The sequence below is a fragment of the Pseudomonas sp. ASL4 genome (genome assembly GCF_056680395.1).
Genome location: NZ_CM155280.1, coordinates 4,643,618 through 4,657,988 on the forward strand (window position 1 = coordinate 4,643,618; position 14,371 = coordinate 4,657,988).

The following is a 14,371-nucleotide window of genomic DNA, read 5'->3' on the forward strand; positions in this document are numbered from 1 at the left end:
CTAATATGAGGAATCTGCCATTCAGGTTTCTCATATCTCGCCATCGCTGTTTCCAACAACGCTGTTCCGAACTCAATCCGGAGCAGTTCTATGCGTCTCTTCCTCTGCGAGAAACCTTCCCAGGGTCGTGACATCGCCAAAGTACTCGGAGCCACCCGGCGCGGTGATGGTTGCCTGATCGGCACCGATACAACCGTCACCTGGTGTATCGGCCATCTGCTGGAGACGGTCCCACCCGAAGCCTATGGCATTCAGTACAAGAACTGGTCGTTGGACCATCTACCGATTATTCCCGCGCAGTGGCAGGTCGGGGTCAAACCCAAAACTGCGGCACAGTTCAAAGTCATCAAACGCCTGCTCAGTGAAGCCTCCAAAGTCGTGATCGCGACCGACGCCGACCGCGAAGGGGAAATGATTGCCCGTGAGTTACTGGAGCTCTGCAAGTATCAAGGCCCCGTGCAGCGCCTCTGGTTGTCCGCACTCAACGAGGCGTCGATTCGCAAAGCACTGTCCTCGCTGAAGTCTAGTCAGGAGACTTTCCCGCTCTATCATTCAGCCCTCGCCCGCAGCCGCGCCGACTGGCTGATCGGCATGAACCTCAGTCGCTTGTTTACTCTCCTCGGACGGCGGGCGGGATACGATGGCGTACTGTCGGTTGGACGCGTCCAAACACCCACTTTGCGCTTGGTGGTCGATCGGGATCGCGCGATTGCCAGCTTCGTCTCGGTGCCCTACTGGGACATGGATGTGCACCTGTCCTCAATGGGGCAACCATTCATTGCATCGTGGTTACCACCAAGCTCAGGACGAGATGAGGCCGGTCGTTGCCTGCAGCAGACGCTTGCCCGTCATGCGGTCCAAGCGATCTCTAGCGGTAAGACCGCCACAGTACTCTCGCTGCAGACTGAGCATTCCCGCGAACCGCCACCCCTGCCCTTCGACCTGAGCACACTGCAAGAAGTCTGCTCGCGCAAGTTGGGGCTCGGAGTCCAGGAAGTCCTGAACATCGCCCAGACGCTGTATGAAACCCACAAAGCCACCACCTACCCACGCAGCGATTGCCGCTATTTGCCAGAGAGTATGTTCAACGAGGTACCCGCGGTATTCGATGCCCTGCTCAAAACGGATCCCGCGCTGCAACCCGCATTAGGAAGACTCGATCAATCACTGCACTCTCGCGTGTGGAACGATGCCAAGGTCACCGCGCACCACGCTATTATCCCCACCACCGAGCCGGCGAACCTTGCGCGGATGTCCGTACAAGAACGCCAAGTCTACGAACTGATTCGCAGCCACTACCTTGTGCAATTTCTTCCGCATCATGAGTTTGATCGGACCCAGGTCGAACTGGAGTGTGGCGAAGAACGATTGACCGCTGTGGGCAAACAGATCCTGGTCCAGGGCTGGAAAGGCTTGCTCTATGACGCCGCCGAGGAGGATGAGCCCAGTCATAAGTCCCAAGTATTGCCCGTCTTGCAACAGGGCACTCAGTGCACAGTGGACGACGTCGAACTCAAGTCCATGCGCACTACCGCTCCCAAACCGCTTACCGAGGGCGATCTGATCAAGGCGATGAAAAATGTGGCTAAGCTGGTCAACGACCCACGCCTGAGACAGAAGCTCCGGGAAACCACCGGTATCGGCACCGAAGCCACACGAGCCGGTATCATCAAGGGGTTGATTGATCGCGGTTATTTGCTGAAAAAAAAACGAGTCTTGATAGCCTCCGCAGCGGCCCATACCCTGATCGAGGCGGTACCCGCTGCAATCGCAGATCCAGGTATGACCGCGATCTGGGAACAGGCTCTGGACGAAATCGAAGCGGGACGGCTGACCCTTGATGCGTTCGTCGCCAAGCAGGCGACTTGGATTGCGCAGTTGGTCGCACGCTACGGCTCACTTACTTTAGCCATACCTATCGAAGCTGGTCCGGCCTGCTCCATTTGCAACGCTTCTATGCTCAGGCGAAAGGGAAAATCAGGGCCGTTCTGGTCATGCTCCCACTATCCGGACTGCAAGGGCACTGTGCCGATCAGAAAAGATTCGCGTCGCCCATGACGCGCCATTGAAGATCAACATGAATATTGGAGGCGATGTACTGGTCAGTGCGTCACCAACTGCGGCTGATCCCTCTCCAAATCGCTTAGCGGTTGTCCGATTTCACGGGCCAAGGCGATGCCTGTCGCAATCCATATCTGCCCCAGTTCGTTAAACGCTTTCAGGTGAGCAGGATCTTCGTTGAGCCAATGGACAAGACTGTCGAAGTGCTCGGGGTTCTCCGGGCAATCATGAATCTTGATGAACAGCTCCAGTGTTCGATCCCAAATCAGATCAATGACGTTCTCGCTCTCCTCTTCCATGCTCAACCGTTCCTCAGCTTGGCCCTATCAGACCGCTCATTCTCACTGACCACCTCGGACTTTGATTCCTGGAGGAATAGAAGCCACGTCGCATTACATAGCGATTTCAGCCAATATAACAACTCTATAAGTCGATACTCAACCGTTAAGGATGTTCATGTCAATGGGTCTTTGCTCAACCATTCGGGTTGAACTGGAGAACTCATCACTTGGCACATAAACATCCAACCCAAGCCCAAATCGGGCGCATGATCGCGAAACATCGGACCGAGCGTAATCTGACCCAAGAAGAGGTGGCTGAACGCTTGGGGATTGGCAGCGAAGCTATTTCGCGCCTGGAGCGGGGTGTGGTGGAGCTTTCCGTGGTCAAGCTGATGCAACTGGCGGACATTTTCGACTGCCGAATGGATGAACTGCTGACGGAGTCGAGCAATCGTCCCAATGACCAGGGCCAGATGATCGCCGGTCTGCTGAGTGGACTGAAAGAAAGCGACCGTGCTTTTATCTTGGCAACCGTCGAACAATTGGCCGCTCATCTCGGCAACAAGTGAGCTCATTTGCTCGCATTCGGCATAGGGGCCTCTGGGGATGCTCTCTGCCTTGACGTTATCCCACCCACTCTGCTGTAGTGCCTCAGGATCATCGCCAACGGCGACCCAAGACCGATTCGCTCCGGGTAGTTCGGTCGGACTCTTAGAGTTCGGAGCCTTCTCCTCTGCGGGATTGCATTCCCCGTTTTGTGCTCGACCTGATCGTGGTGGCGGATGACCACTGTTGCCTCTACCAGGCAATAGCGGTCATCCGCTTCGGCGATCGTATTCAGTCCCGGAGCCCACCGGGGAAACACTGGGCACCCTTTGTGCGCGGATGCGTGCCAGCAGCTTCCGACCCAGGCCACGACAAGGGTTGGTTGGCGAATCATTGCGCAGTTAAACCAAGTTTTGTGAGGAGCTTGTCGACTGCGTAGGACCGCCAAAGGTGGCTTTTCTCTTCCTCGCCTGGCACCCCGCCAGGCCCACTCTTCACTGTCTTCAGTCCAGTGACTACCACTCTATTCCGGCCATAAAAAATCGGGTTGCAGCGTCTTGACGCTCCCCTGTGACAGGCTTATACAAAGGGCGTGGTTCGCTGTCGTTGACAGCCCAGCCCAGGTAGCTTGAACCTTCAAGGCTACGCCACGTTCGTGGTGGTTTACCCAAGTGCGATCAGCGTTCGGAAGCTCGTGCGGTTACCGCTTCAGCGGTGATGAATGCCCATTACCCCATACCTGCGGATTACCATCGCAGACACTCGTCTGCTGCAATGCTATTCCCCCAGACGCATCGGTCTGATCGTCATCGGCTTGCCGGTGGCGAGTCGTTCATCGATCGCCTTCACCTTACCCACCCTGACGGGGGCTCACTTCCCCGTCAGGGGCTGTGCGTCGCCGTTTTCCCTTGAAACAGGAGAACCACCATGGCCCACGCCAACCACTCCCAAGAAGCGACCACTTACTTCAACCTGCACACCGTCGGTATCGGCTACCTCAACCGAGTTCGTGAAGTCCAAGTCCGCCGCGGCCAGCCGTTCATGGCCTGCGATATCGCAGCCCTGCACGGTGCCACCGATGCGGTGGAGTACACCCGTTTCGACTGCAAAGTCGCTGGGGGTGAAGCTGAACGCTTGATTCGTCTCTACATGGACGCCGTCAAAGCCGAGAAAAAGGTCTTGCTGTCGTTCCGTATCGGCGACCTGTGGATCGATCCGTTTCTCTACGAGAAAGGCGATAAACAAGGCCAACCGGGCGCCAGCCTGAAAGGTCGTTTGCTGTTCATCGACTGGATCAAGGTCAACGGCACGTTCGAGTACAAAGCGCCCGCCAGGCAGGAAGCAACAGCACCTGCTGAGCAAGCGCCAAACAGTGAGCCATCCCCACCGTCGGCTGATGCCGAAGCTGAGGAGTCCGAAGAACCAACTGAAGCTCAGGTCAAACCTGAATCTCCACCCACTCCCCGCACGGCCCGCCGTGGTGCCCCCCGTACCGTTCAGTCCGCCTGAACAGTCCACGATGTTCCTCATCAAGGCGCTCCCTCGAGCGCCTTTTCTTCAATCAGCACAGGAGAACCAACATGGAATCCTTCTGGCTTTGCAACGACTGCCTGTTCGCTGCTGCTTACGAGGACTACAGCACATTATCGCTCTACTACACGACGGATGAAATTGAGAAACGCATCGCCGGCATCCATCGTGGACTGGTTCGGTTAATGCCTATCAGTGCCGATTTCGATCGCGAAGCCGGCTGGGGAATACAAGCCTTTTCCCCATTGCCCTGCGACGGCTGTGGTTCACCCCTACACGGTCAACGCCACCGATTCACTCGCCTGTAAACGGCGCGCCATCGGCTAACGCCTGCGCCTCTACATCCACCTCGGGGACACCACTCCCCTAGGGCGTGTACCCCTGATTGTTCCCTTCGGAGGTACCACCATGAGCACCCAACTCACACTGATCGAGACTTCGGATTTCGAGGCTGATCGAATTGTCCAAGAAAATCAGCTGATCGACGAAGCGCTGCATATTCTGGATCGCCGGCTGTTCACCCGCGGCCCTAACCTGACGTCCCCTGACGCCGTGGCCTCATACCTAAAACTGCATCTTGTGCAACAAGAACATGAAGTCTTCGGTGTGATTCTTCTCGATGCCAAGCACCGCGTGTTGGCGTTCGAAGTCCTCTTTCACGGCAGCATTGATGGCGCCAGCGTTTACCCCCGCCAAGTCGTTAAGCGTTCCCTAGCGCATAACGCCGCGGCCGCCATTTTTGTTCATAACCACCCCTCAGGTTGTACAGAACCCAGCCAGGCGGATCGCGTCTTGACCGCACGATTGAAAGAGGCCTTGGCCTTGATCGAAGTGCGCGTACTGGATCACTTCATCGTGGGTGAAGGTTGTCCACTTTCTCTTGCCGAACATGGCTGGCTTTAACCCTCACAGGCGTCTTCGGGCGCCTTGTTCATTTTCATTCTGGAGCCCCCTCATGAGTCCCGCACACCAAGCCCCAGCCCTGCTAACAGCCTCGAACCCATTTGCTCGCGGTTACGACAACCTTCATATCGAACGGCTGTTACTGATCACCTACGAAAACGACTGTCCTCCCTGCTTTCGACCCTTGCACGACTCACAGGCCCATCTGTCCGACGATGAGCTGCAGCTGGTCCCCTGCCTGTTCAATGACGATTTCGCCTTGATCAGCGAAGGCCAATCCATTCCGGAGGAGTTGGATGAACACTGCCAGTCCACCGGGCTAGTGCGCAAAGTGAGCTACGCCGTGATTGGCGAAATGTTCAATGAGCGGCATCACGTCGGCGACCTGTACTCCCTGGAAGAAGCCCAAGCCATGGTCCATCGCTTGAGCTTCGAAACGGGACACTACAGTCGAGCCTGGGAGATCAGTACCGCACACCTTCCTGAAGAAGCGATGTTCTATCTGGAAGGGTGGATCAGTAACTCCGCTCCGAGGCAAACCGGACTTTTGTTTGAGCTTTTCGCGTTGCCGGATTGCTGCGGCATCGGTTGCAAACTGATCGGCACGCCCTGGACCGACGATAACCTGGTGAAGATCGAGGGTCGTCCTTATTCATCGCTGAGGCAAGAGCAGCTCGACGCCGGCACACCGGAAGCCCTGGTCAACGTACTGTATCTAGCGGCATTGGCGGATGTGCGATTGTTGATCTTCGACCCCGACGCTGCCGTCTTGGATGGGCTCGCCATTTTTGATGAATAGCAACGCGTTCAGCGTTAACACGACCCGCCTTGAATCAACTTTCTCACTGAATCGCTCCTTCACCTCATGTCAGGTTCTGCACTGAATCTGACATGAGGTTTTTTCCATGGAGCGTTTTCTCACGCCTGTCTGCCTGCTGGGTTTGTTGAGCGCCTGCACCGCGACAATCCCCAACCCATTGCCGACCCATCCAGAGATCGACAGTGGCTCCAATCGAGCCCAGCTCTTGAAGGGCGCAGCCGAAGGAAGCCATGCGGGAGAGCTGCGCTATGGCCGCTATACGCTAGTCAGCACCGAGCCCACCACGGAACAACGCGATCTTCTCGCCCAAATCATTGAAGTGAGCATCCCGTCCAGTCTGAGCCCTTCGGTGCAGGACGCGTTGCAGTACGTATTGCAGCGCTCGGGTTATTCGCTCTGCCCTGCCGCCGAGCCAGTGAAGGTACTGTTTACCCGGTCTCTGCCCGCAGCCCATTACCGACTCGGCCCGGTCCCATTGCGCAGCGCACTACAAGTGCTGGCTGGCCCCGCCTGGCAACTCACGACCGATGAAGTCAGCCGTTCGGTCTGCTTCGAACAGCAGAAAACGGATGCTGGCGTCGTGCTGATCACACCCGTCTCGCCCCGTCAGTCGGAAGCACGCCCATGAAGGCCTCGACGTTTCAAACCCTCATTGTTGGGTTGCTTTGCCTGGCAGTCGCCGGCCTGAGCGGTGGTTTGTACAACCAGTATCAACGCGTGGCCGAGCTTCAGAGTACGAACACTCAGCACCTACAAACTCTGGACGCCCTGCAACGTGATTCAAGCGCGCTCAAGGATGCACAGGAAAAACTGCAGTACGCGCTGAAAGACCTGAAGCAGATGGTTGATACCGGTGAGCAACAGTCCAATACCCTCGATCCCATGCTGGATCAGTGGGCGCAAGAGATACAGGAACTACGCGATGGTCTGGCAGCCTGCGCCACCGAGGCAGACATGACAGCGCTACGCGCACGCCTTGAGTACGTCGAGCAACAGCTCCTGGACCTTAAGACCCGGCCATCACCCCCACCACCAACCTCTTCCGCGACCAAGCCGAAACAGAAGGCTCGCCTCAAGCCCGTCCCTATCTCGCCACCGTTCTCAGTGTTGAGTGTCGAGTCCCGCGGTGGTGAGCGTTTTCTGGCCATTGCACCTCATGACAGTCGCTCGCTCATGGATGTTCGGCTGTTGCATAGCGGCGAGCAGCTCGGAGCCTGGCACCTGAAAGTGCTGGAGCCGAACTCAGCCATCTTCGCGGTGGCCGCTCAGCCAGACCAGACCGTGCACCTCCCTTGAGAAGCGATCATGAACAGAGCGCTACTGCCCGCCGTTGTCAGTCTCGTTTCGCTACTGACCATGGGCGCTGCGATGAGCAACCCCGTCACGACACAGTCACGGACCCAGGACACGCAGTCTGCTCCGCTGGGGCGCTCTGACTCTGAACAGGCGGCGAGCTGGGGTCTGACGGAGCAGGAGTGGACGCGCTTCGAACAGATCCAAGCCGGCCCGCGCGGTTTCTGGAGCCCGAACCTCGATCCGTTGACCGCACTCGGGGTCGAGGCCGAGACCGACCAAGAGCGCCAGCGCTATGCCGAATTACAGGTAGCGCTGGAAGCCAAACGCGCCGAGCGCGAGTTGACTTACCAAAACGCTTACACCGCGGCCTGGGCCAAGCTGTTTCCCGGGCTGCTGCCGATCCAGGGCATGGCGTCCCCGCCCCCTGCCAGCTCATCGGTCATGCCGCGCCAGGCCCTGTTTGTGGAGGACCACTGCCCAGAGTGCACCGCCGAAGCGCAGCGTCTGCAAAGCAGCGACACGGCGTTCGATATCTATCTGGTGGGCAGCCAAGGCCAGGATGAACGCATCCGTAGCTGGGCTCGGCAAGCGGACATCGATCCGGCGAGGGTCCAACGCCAGCAGATCACCCTGAACCATGACCGTGGTCGCTGGTTCAACCTGGGTGCCCCGGGGCCATTGCCTGCCACATTTCAACAGGTGAATGGACAATGGCAACACCTCGACTGAGTGGTATTGCGCTCATGCTGACAATGCTCGCCGTCCAGGCTGACGAACTTCCGCCGCCAGCCTACCAACTGGCGGCGCATGACGCCGACATCCCTTCTACGGTGCTGTTCGCGATTGCCCTGCAGGAGAGTGGTATCCGCGTCCGTGGTCGACTGCTGCCCTGGCCTTGGACCCTGAACATCGCCGGAACACCCTACCGCTTCGCCACTCGCCAGGCCGCCTGTCACGCCTTGCTTCAGGTACTCGCCCGACATGACGCCAAGCGGGTCGATGCCGGTCTCGGGCAAACCAACCTGGGTTACCACGGACAACGTTTTTCCAGCCCTTGCGAAGCCCTTGATCCCTACCGAAATCTCGCCGTGACCGCCGCGCTGCTGCAGGAGCATCACGCTGCCACCGGTGATTGGGTCTTGGCTGCCGGGCGCTATCACCGTCCGGCAGGAGGCGCGCCGGCAGCACGCTACCGTGCTGGCTTTTCCCAGAGACTCGAACAGCTGCTGATTTCCTTTGAACAGGGCACACCACCATGAAGCGAATCCCCAGTGTCTGTTATTGCATCCTGCTCTTGGCACTTTTCGCCCAGCCGGAACTGACCGTTGCCGAGGATCAGCCTAGAGACTTCACCCGACCCCATTTTCAAGTTTCCAGGCCGGCAATAAACAACAAGACCCAGCCTGATCGGGCCATGCATGCGGACCTGTCCACGTTTGCCGATGAAGCCTGGATACTGCCCATCCGCAGTTCTCACTTGAGCCCCGGCCAGATCACGTCTCGCGCCCTGAACATGCCGGGCTTGCGGCCATTTTTTCTGGTCGGTGACGATTCCCAGTCGCTGACTTGGCTGCGTCAACGCGCGGCTGAACTGCAGGAAATGGGCGCGGCTGGCCTCGCCGTCGAAGTGGCCGATAATGAAGCCCTGGCCCGGATTCGAGCAGCCGCTCCGGGCATCACCATCCTGCCGGTCAACGGCAACGACATCGCCACCCGCCTGCAGATTGAGCACTACCCCGTCTTGATCACTGCCACCTCACTGGAACAGTGAGTCCAGGTCATGGCCGAGCATGCGATGGAGTCCAAGCTCCGGCCAGCGGTGGAGCTGTATACCGTAGCAATCTGTATCGCTGCCGCAGTGTTGTGCGTGTACTCGCCCTGGGCTGTGGCCCTGTCACCCGAGATCGGTCTGGTTGCAGCGCTGGCCTATGCCCTGTTCGGCCTTATCCGGCTGCGACAAGCTTGGGAGGTGCTGCGTTATCGGCGCAATATCCGTCGGCTGCCCCGCTACGAGCTGACCAGTCGGCAGATTCCGGTCAGCCGCAAGCGTCTGTTCATGGGCCGAGGCTTTCGCTGGACCCGCCTGCACACCCAGCGCTTGGTCGAGGCCCAGGATCCGGCGGTCGCCCACTATGTCGACCAACCGACCAGCTACCGCCTGGCCCGTGGACTCGAACGGCGCCTGGAGCATGCACCGTTTCCAATCTCGATACTGGCCCGTGTCACGGCCTGGGACAGTGCCTTCAATCCGTTGCGGCCTTTGCCCCCGGTCGGTGGCTCGCCACTATTGCATGGGGTCGAGCCCGATGAAACGGAAGTCAGTCTGCCGCTAGGCGAACGGGTCGGACACACCCTGGTGCTAGGCACTACCCGTGTCGGCAAGACCCGGCTCGCCGAGGTGTACATCACCCAGGACATTCATCGCATCGAACATGAGGTGGTCATCGTCTTCGATCCGAAGGGCGATGCCGACCTGCTCAAACGGATGTACGTTGAAGCCAAGCGGGCCGGCCGGGATAAGGAGTTTTATGTTTTCCATCTAGGCTGGCCGGAGATCTCCGCTCGATACAATGCGGTGGGACGCTTCGGGCGTATCTCGGAAGTGGCGTCACGCATCGCCGGGCAGCTCAGCGGCGAAGGTAACTCCGCGGCCTTTCGCGAGTTTGCCTGGCGTTTCGTCAACATCATCGCCCGTGCCCTGATCGAGTTAGGCCGGCGTCCGGACTACCTGCAGATCCAACGGCATGTAGTCAACATCGACGCACTGTTCATCGAGTACGCACAGCAGTTTTTCGCCAAGACCGACCCGAAGGCGTGGGAGGTGATCGTTCAGCTTGAAGGCAAACTCACCGAGAAGAACATCCCCCGGCATATGATCGGGCGCGAAAAACGTGTGGTGGCCATCGAGCAGTACCTGGCGGTGAAGCGGGTATTTGATCCGGTACTGGATGGACTGCGTTCGGCGGTACGATATGACCGTACTTACTTCGACAAAATCGTTGCCTCGCTACTGCCGCTGCTGGAAAAACTCACCACCGGCAAGACCGCCCAGTTACTGGCCCCCAACTACACCGATTTAGATGACCCGCGGCCAATCTTCGACTGGATGCAGATCATCCGAAAACGCGGCATCGTCTACGTCGGCCTGGATGCACTGACCGACGCCGAGGTGGCCGCCGCTGTGGGCAACTCCATGTTCGCCGACTTGGTCTCGGTCGCCGGACACATCTACAAACACGGCATCGACCATGGCCTACCCCAATCGGGTAACAACAGTGACAAGTTGCCGATCAACCTGCACGCCGATGAGTTCAACGAGTTGATGGGTGATGAATTCATCCCGCTGATCAATAAGGGCGGTGGCGCCGGCATCCAGGTGACCGCCTACACCCAGACCCTCAGCGATATCGAAGCACGTATCGGCAACCGCGCCAAGGCCGGCCAGGTTATTGGCAACTTCAACACCCTGCAGATGCTGCGGGTGCGCGAAACCGCCACTGCGGAACTGCTCACCCAACAGTTGCCCAAGGTTAACGTGCTGACCAAGACCCTGGTGTCGGGCGCCACCGACACCTCTGATCCTGAGGCCAACACAGACTTCACCTCGTCCTCACAGGACCGTGTCAGCAGCACCAGTGTGCCGCTGATCGAGCCTGCTCATATCGTCAGTCTACCCAAAGGACAGATGTTCTCCTTCCAGGCCGGTGGGCAGCTCTGGAAAGTCCGCATGCCTTTACCTAAACCCTCCAACGACGATGCCATGCCCAAGGACCTGCAGGAGCTCACTAAACGGATGCGGATGGCCTACAACGCGCAGGCGGGGCAGTGGTGGAGCGCAAGCGGTGGCGGCCCAACAACAAACTTCGATCTGGATCAGGTGGGGTAGCCCTACCCCACCTGGTTTCTATTCAGCAAGAACACACTCAAGACGTAATAACGACATCAGTCCTATGGCACACAATGGAGTGAACGATGGCGACTACCGCACAGAACACGCCGCCACAACCGATCCAGCGCCCAGGACTGATCCTCTCGGCGATCAGCCTGGTACTGCGCATCATCGGTTTGTTGATCGCCTCGTTGCTATTCTCGATCCTGACCGAGTTCGTCGGCCTGCTACTGTTCTGGGGTGATCAGGGCTGGCGGCATAGTCAGGCCATGCTAACCAGTGAGTTGGGCTGGCTCAGCGAGCACTTCAAAGATTCACTTCTCATCCAACAGCCTCGGCCAGCAATTGTCCAGATGCTGGATTTCCTCAATCAGTGGTTGCTAGTCAAGACCGGCTTTGCGGATTTTGCCCGGCAGGCGCGGGTGTCGAGCCAGGGCAACGGCTTCTGGAGTTGGACCAATCAGCTATACGTGAGCATTGAGGATTTCGTGCTGGCGGCGGTGTATGTCACCTTCACCTTCGTGGTGCGCCTGACCATTCTGGTCCTAGCCACACCCTTGTTTCTGTTGGCCATGTTCACTGGTTTTGTGGATGGCTTGATGCGCCGTGACCTGCGCAAATTTGGCGCGGGCCGTGAGAGCAGTTTTGTCTATCACCGCGCCAAGCGCGCAGTGATACCACTGCTGATCGTGCCTTGGATCATTTACCTATCCCTGCCCTTTTCGCTCAATCCCATGGCCGTTTTTTTGCCTTGCGCGGTGACGCTAGGGGCTACAATGGCAATTACAACATCGACTTTTAAGAAGTACCTATGAAGGTAAACCATATATTTTAATTATAAAACTACCGTACTAGCCAATCCTGAAAGACATGATGGCACGTCAAATATCATTACGAGACATCAGAAAACTTATTTACCGGACGAGTTTGACCGCCCGCCCCCTAAAAAATCATTTGCCACATCTATTTTTTGAGCGTCTGCGATAGTACAACTGAACCAACCCAGAGCATCTCGCCCGGCAACGCTCCCTTTATAGACAATGTCGCACTTGTAGAGTCCTTGGATATTTCGCAATAAGCACGCACACCGGCGCTAGCATATTGAGCATTAGCTATGCACGAGGTTATTAGGTATTCATCATAGGCCCTTAGGGTTCGCGGTGTGAATTCATGCCCAACATCAGTGGATTTATCTGATACTGGTATGATGCGAGAAATAGTCACAGGCCGCTCAGCTATTTTTGTAACATCGTCAAAAAAAATAGTCCCTGAGGACTCTAGTTTACCTGTTAGAAGCTTAGCATCTCGCGTAGAGGCCGATACATTCACAACTAAATCATCGGAATTTCCTCGACTCAACTCAATACGAGCCACTTGACTTGCATTAATACCTTTAAGCTTGTCTGCAAAATCAGTTGTCGACAACGCTTCACCATTAACCTCTACTCTACCAGAGAGTGAAGAAAAATTCTGGATATTACCTTTAGTGTCAAAAGATAGATCTTGAACCCCCCCCACCACATCCAACGCAGACTTGACACTGGTAGAGAGCGGAGATTTATAATTCAATATCGTCAATCTTTCATTACTAACTACTTTAACCTCACCAACATCCCAATCGTTAACTAGGTTTAGCTTAGTAACTCGCCAACATGTAGGTTCACTCATCAAGAAACTCGCCAACGGCCCATTCAGCAACTTTGCGGCAGGTATGAGAAAGCCAACACCATAGATAGAAACACTCTCTCCGTCGGCAAGAACAATTGAAGTTATTCCACTTTGACCGAAACCGATCAAATACCCATCCTCTGAAAACACTGGCGCACCGCTCTGCCCTATATTCAGTGGCGCGGTGGTTAACCAACGCCCCTCCGTTTCATCTTTGCCGCTGATGACTCCTGGAGCGATCAGATCTTGGTCCGCTACTGCGGTGAATCCAATTAGGATGACATGCGTGCCCGCAGGCAGATCCGAAGACTCTGTCAATGTATCAATTGGACATGGTGGGAGGAGTGTAGAAATAGGTTTTGAAAGCCTCAAAACCGCCAAGTCAGCTTCCGGATCGCGCCCCACCAGCGTAGCGACGACGGGATCATTATTACGTGATCTGAATCGAACATTAATGACCATGGATTGGTAATTTGCCTCACGCGGGATGACGTGATTATCAGTTACGACAAGATCAGCACTTAACATAAAACCAGAACCATCAATTATATCAGTCTCACCATTGAATAGAACACCAACAGATTGAAGATGGACCACCCTGTATTTGTAATAGCCATTGACATAGATCTCCCCACCCTTCCTAGGTAAAGAGTATGCAACATTACAAGCGAAGAATATCAGCAGAGCAGCTAACTTCCATAAATGGATTTTACTGCCTCGATATCCAGCTTGCTCAACTTTCCGTTTCCATTCCATTCTGGGTTACAATAGCTCATAATAGATAGTGGGTCGTATTTCGGGACAAGATAATCACCTATTATATCATTTGGCTCATTGCTACATTCTGCTCGAGCATTCGCTTTTTTTTGCTCATGTGTAAAACCAAGAGCATGTCCGAATTCATGCGCAGCAATTGCAGATATACAAAAATCTCGAGTCTCGGCACAATCCAATTTCCAGTTTTCGAATTTGAAATTTAAAATCATTCCATCCGATCTTGTGTCTAGATATCGCCCAACAGCAATGACATGAGGTGGTTCATCTGATATTCTTACATGTACACCAGGCGCCTTCTCAACACACTTCCCCCAACCAATAAAACGCACCGCCGAGTTTAGCTCCCATGTATCCTTCACAGCTTGTCGAGTAAGGTCAAGATAATGAACATCTCCATCTTCTGGATTCTCCCAACAAACTGCAATATTGGAATTTTGCCACTTTGATTTTTTAATCATTGTACCGTACAGTTGCTCCTTGGTGATGCCTACTGGAATCGCGGGTTCCGAATAAGCCTTGGTTGTCAGAACCGCATTCCCTACAATCGGGATCAGGAACACACAAGTGAGGCGACCCAAACTCCAATATTTAACAAACATA

Annotated in this window: 16 protein-coding genes; 13 read left to right on the forward strand and 3 right to left on the reverse strand. The window is 55.9% G+C overall.

Annotation, left to right across the window (positions count from 1 at the left end):
• Positions 1 to 90 precede the first annotated feature (90 nt).
• Positions 91 to 2,058, forward strand: a complete 1,968-nt coding sequence (locus tag AC1MEW_RS20860) for a DNA topoisomerase III (RefSeq protein WP_480423467.1) — start codon at positions 91 to 93, stop codon at positions 2,056 to 2,058.
• Positions 2,059 to 2,102: 44 nt separating this feature from the next.
• On the opposite strand, the gene AC1MEW_RS20865 is transcribed toward AC1MEW_RS20860, so the two are convergent.
• The gene (locus tag AC1MEW_RS20865; RefSeq protein ID WP_480423469.1) at positions 2,103 to 2,360 is read right to left on the reverse strand and encodes a hypothetical protein; all 258 of its coding nucleotides are present in this window, start codon (positions 2,358 to 2,360) and stop codon (positions 2,103 to 2,105) included.
• Between the two features lie 209 nt (positions 2,361 to 2,569).
• On the opposite strand from AC1MEW_RS20865, the gene AC1MEW_RS20870 reads away from it, so the two are divergent.
• From AC1MEW_RS20870 to AC1MEW_RS20925, 12 genes are all read left to right on the forward strand, one after another.
• Complete coding sequence (locus AC1MEW_RS20870) at positions 2,570 to 2,911, forward strand: helix-turn-helix domain-containing protein (protein WP_480423470.1); 342 nt, start codon at positions 2,570 to 2,572, stop codon at positions 2,909 to 2,911.
• Between the two features lie 904 nt (positions 2,912 to 3,815).
• Positions 3,816 to 4,397: an STY4534 family ICE replication protein gene (locus tag AC1MEW_RS20875; protein WP_480423471.1), complete on the forward strand. Its 582-nt coding sequence runs from the start codon at positions 3,816 to 3,818 to the stop codon at positions 4,395 to 4,397.
• A 71-nt stretch (positions 4,398 to 4,468) separates the two neighbouring features.
• Complete coding sequence (locus tag AC1MEW_RS20880; RefSeq protein ID WP_480423472.1) at positions 4,469 to 4,726, forward strand: hypothetical protein; 258 nt, start codon at positions 4,469 to 4,471, stop codon at positions 4,724 to 4,726.
• A 100-nt stretch (positions 4,727 to 4,826) separates the two neighbouring features.
• On the forward strand, positions 4,827 to 5,321 hold the full coding sequence (gene radC / locus AC1MEW_RS20885; protein ID WP_480423474.1) for a RadC family protein: 495 nt from the start codon (positions 4,827 to 4,829) through the stop codon (positions 5,319 to 5,321).
• 52 nt (positions 5,322 to 5,373) lie between these two features.
• On the forward strand, positions 5,374 to 6,120 hold the full coding sequence (locus tag AC1MEW_RS20890; RefSeq protein ID WP_480423476.1) for a DUF5983 family protein: 747 nt from the start codon (positions 5,374 to 5,376) through the stop codon (positions 6,118 to 6,120).
• Between the two features lie 106 nt (positions 6,121 to 6,226).
• On the forward strand, positions 6,227 to 6,769 hold the full coding sequence (gene pilL2 / locus AC1MEW_RS20895) for a PFGI-1 class ICE element type IV pilus protein PilL2 (protein ID WP_480423477.1): 543 nt from the start codon (positions 6,227 to 6,229) through the stop codon (positions 6,767 to 6,769).
• Positions 6,766 to 7,437: a chemotaxis protein gene (locus AC1MEW_RS20900; protein WP_480423479.1), complete on the forward strand. Its 672-nt coding sequence runs from the start codon at positions 6,766 to 6,768 to the stop codon at positions 7,435 to 7,437. The genes pilL2 and AC1MEW_RS20900 overlap by 4 nt, the downstream gene beginning before the upstream one ends.
• Before the next feature lie 9 nt (positions 7,438 to 7,446).
• On the forward strand, positions 7,447 to 8,166 hold the full coding sequence (locus tag AC1MEW_RS20905; protein ID WP_480423480.1) for a TIGR03759 family integrating conjugative element protein: 720 nt from the start codon (positions 7,447 to 7,449) through the stop codon (positions 8,164 to 8,166).
• Positions 8,148 to 8,696 carry a lysozyme family protein gene (locus AC1MEW_RS20910; RefSeq protein WP_480423482.1) on the forward strand — a complete coding sequence of 183 codons (549 nt, stop codon included), beginning with the start codon at positions 8,148 to 8,150 and terminating at the stop codon, positions 8,694 to 8,696. Before AC1MEW_RS20905 ends, AC1MEW_RS20910 begins: the two co-directional genes overlap by 19 nt.
• A complete protein-coding gene (locus tag AC1MEW_RS20915) occupies positions 8,693 to 9,208 on the forward strand; it encodes an integrating conjugative element protein (protein WP_480423483.1) in 516 nt (171 codons plus the stop codon). The genes AC1MEW_RS20910 and AC1MEW_RS20915 overlap by 4 nt, the downstream gene beginning before the upstream one ends.
• 9 nt (positions 9,209 to 9,217) lie before the next feature.
• Positions 9,218 to 11,323, forward strand: coding sequence for a type IV conjugative transfer system coupling protein TraD (traD, locus tag AC1MEW_RS20920; RefSeq protein WP_480423485.1), 2,106 nt, complete (start codon positions 9,218 to 9,220; stop codon positions 11,321 to 11,323).
• 86 nt (positions 11,324 to 11,409) lie between these two features.
• Complete coding sequence (locus AC1MEW_RS20925; RefSeq protein ID WP_480423486.1) at positions 11,410 to 12,141, forward strand: TIGR03747 family integrating conjugative element membrane protein; 732 nt, start codon at positions 11,410 to 11,412, stop codon at positions 12,139 to 12,141.
• A gap of 148 nt (positions 12,142 to 12,289) precedes the next feature.
• On the opposite strand, the gene AC1MEW_RS20930 is transcribed toward AC1MEW_RS20925, so the two are convergent.
• Together AC1MEW_RS20930 and AC1MEW_RS20935 are read right to left on the reverse strand one after the other, a co-directional pair.
• The gene (locus AC1MEW_RS20930; protein ID WP_480423487.1) at positions 12,290 to 13,750 is read right to left on the reverse strand and encodes a S1 family peptidase; all 1,461 of its coding nucleotides are present in this window, start codon (positions 13,748 to 13,750) and stop codon (positions 12,290 to 12,292) included.
• On the reverse strand, positions 13,684 to 14,370 hold the full coding sequence (locus tag AC1MEW_RS20935) for a matrixin family metalloprotease (RefSeq protein ID WP_480423489.1): 687 nt from the start codon (positions 14,368 to 14,370) through the stop codon (positions 13,684 to 13,686). The genes AC1MEW_RS20930 and AC1MEW_RS20935 overlap by 67 nt, the downstream gene beginning before the upstream one ends.
• Position 14,371: the final 1 nt, after the last annotated feature.

Coding starts and splice junctions, on each gene's coding strand:
- AC1MEW_RS20860 (WP_480423467.1), top strand. CDS start 91: ATGCGTCTCTTCCTCTGCGAGAAACCTTCCCAGGGTCGTGACATCGCC.
- AC1MEW_RS20865 (WP_480423469.1), bottom strand. CDS start 2,360: ATGGAAGAGGAGAGCGAGAACGTCATTGATCTGATTTGGGATCGAACA.
- AC1MEW_RS20875 (WP_480423471.1), top strand. CDS start 3,816: ATGGCCCACGCCAACCACTCCCAAGAAGCGACCACTTACTTCAACCTG.
- AC1MEW_RS20880 (WP_480423472.1), top strand. CDS start 4,469: ATGGAATCCTTCTGGCTTTGCAACGACTGCCTGTTCGCTGCTGCTTAC.
- radC (WP_480423474.1), top strand. CDS start 4,827: ATGAGCACCCAACTCACACTGATCGAGACTTCGGATTTCGAGGCTGAT.
- AC1MEW_RS20890 (WP_480423476.1), top strand. CDS start 5,374: ATGAGTCCCGCACACCAAGCCCCAGCCCTGCTAACAGCCTCGAACCCA.
- pilL2 (WP_480423477.1), top strand. CDS start 6,227: ATGGAGCGTTTTCTCACGCCTGTCTGCCTGCTGGGTTTGTTGAGCGCC.
- AC1MEW_RS20900 (WP_480423479.1), top strand. CDS start 6,766: ATGAAGGCCTCGACGTTTCAAACCCTCATTGTTGGGTTGCTTTGCCTG.
- AC1MEW_RS20905 (WP_480423480.1), top strand. CDS start 7,447: ATGAACAGAGCGCTACTGCCCGCCGTTGTCAGTCTCGTTTCGCTACTG.
- AC1MEW_RS20910 (WP_480423482.1), top strand. CDS start 8,148: ATGGCAACACCTCGACTGAGTGGTATTGCGCTCATGCTGACAATGCTC.
- AC1MEW_RS20915 (WP_480423483.1), top strand. CDS start 8,693: ATGAAGCGAATCCCCAGTGTCTGTTATTGCATCCTGCTCTTGGCACTT.
- traD (WP_480423485.1), top strand. CDS start 9,218: ATGGCCGAGCATGCGATGGAGTCCAAGCTCCGGCCAGCGGTGGAGCTG.
- AC1MEW_RS20925 (WP_480423486.1), top strand. CDS start 11,410: ATGGCGACTACCGCACAGAACACGCCGCCACAACCGATCCAGCGCCCA.
- AC1MEW_RS20930 (WP_480423487.1), bottom strand. CDS start 13,750: ATGGAATGGAAACGGAAAGTTGAGCAAGCTGGATATCGAGGCAGTAAA.
- AC1MEW_RS20935 (WP_480423489.1), bottom strand. CDS start 14,370: ATGTTTGTTAAATATTGGAGTTTGGGTCGCCTCACTTGTGTGTTCCTG.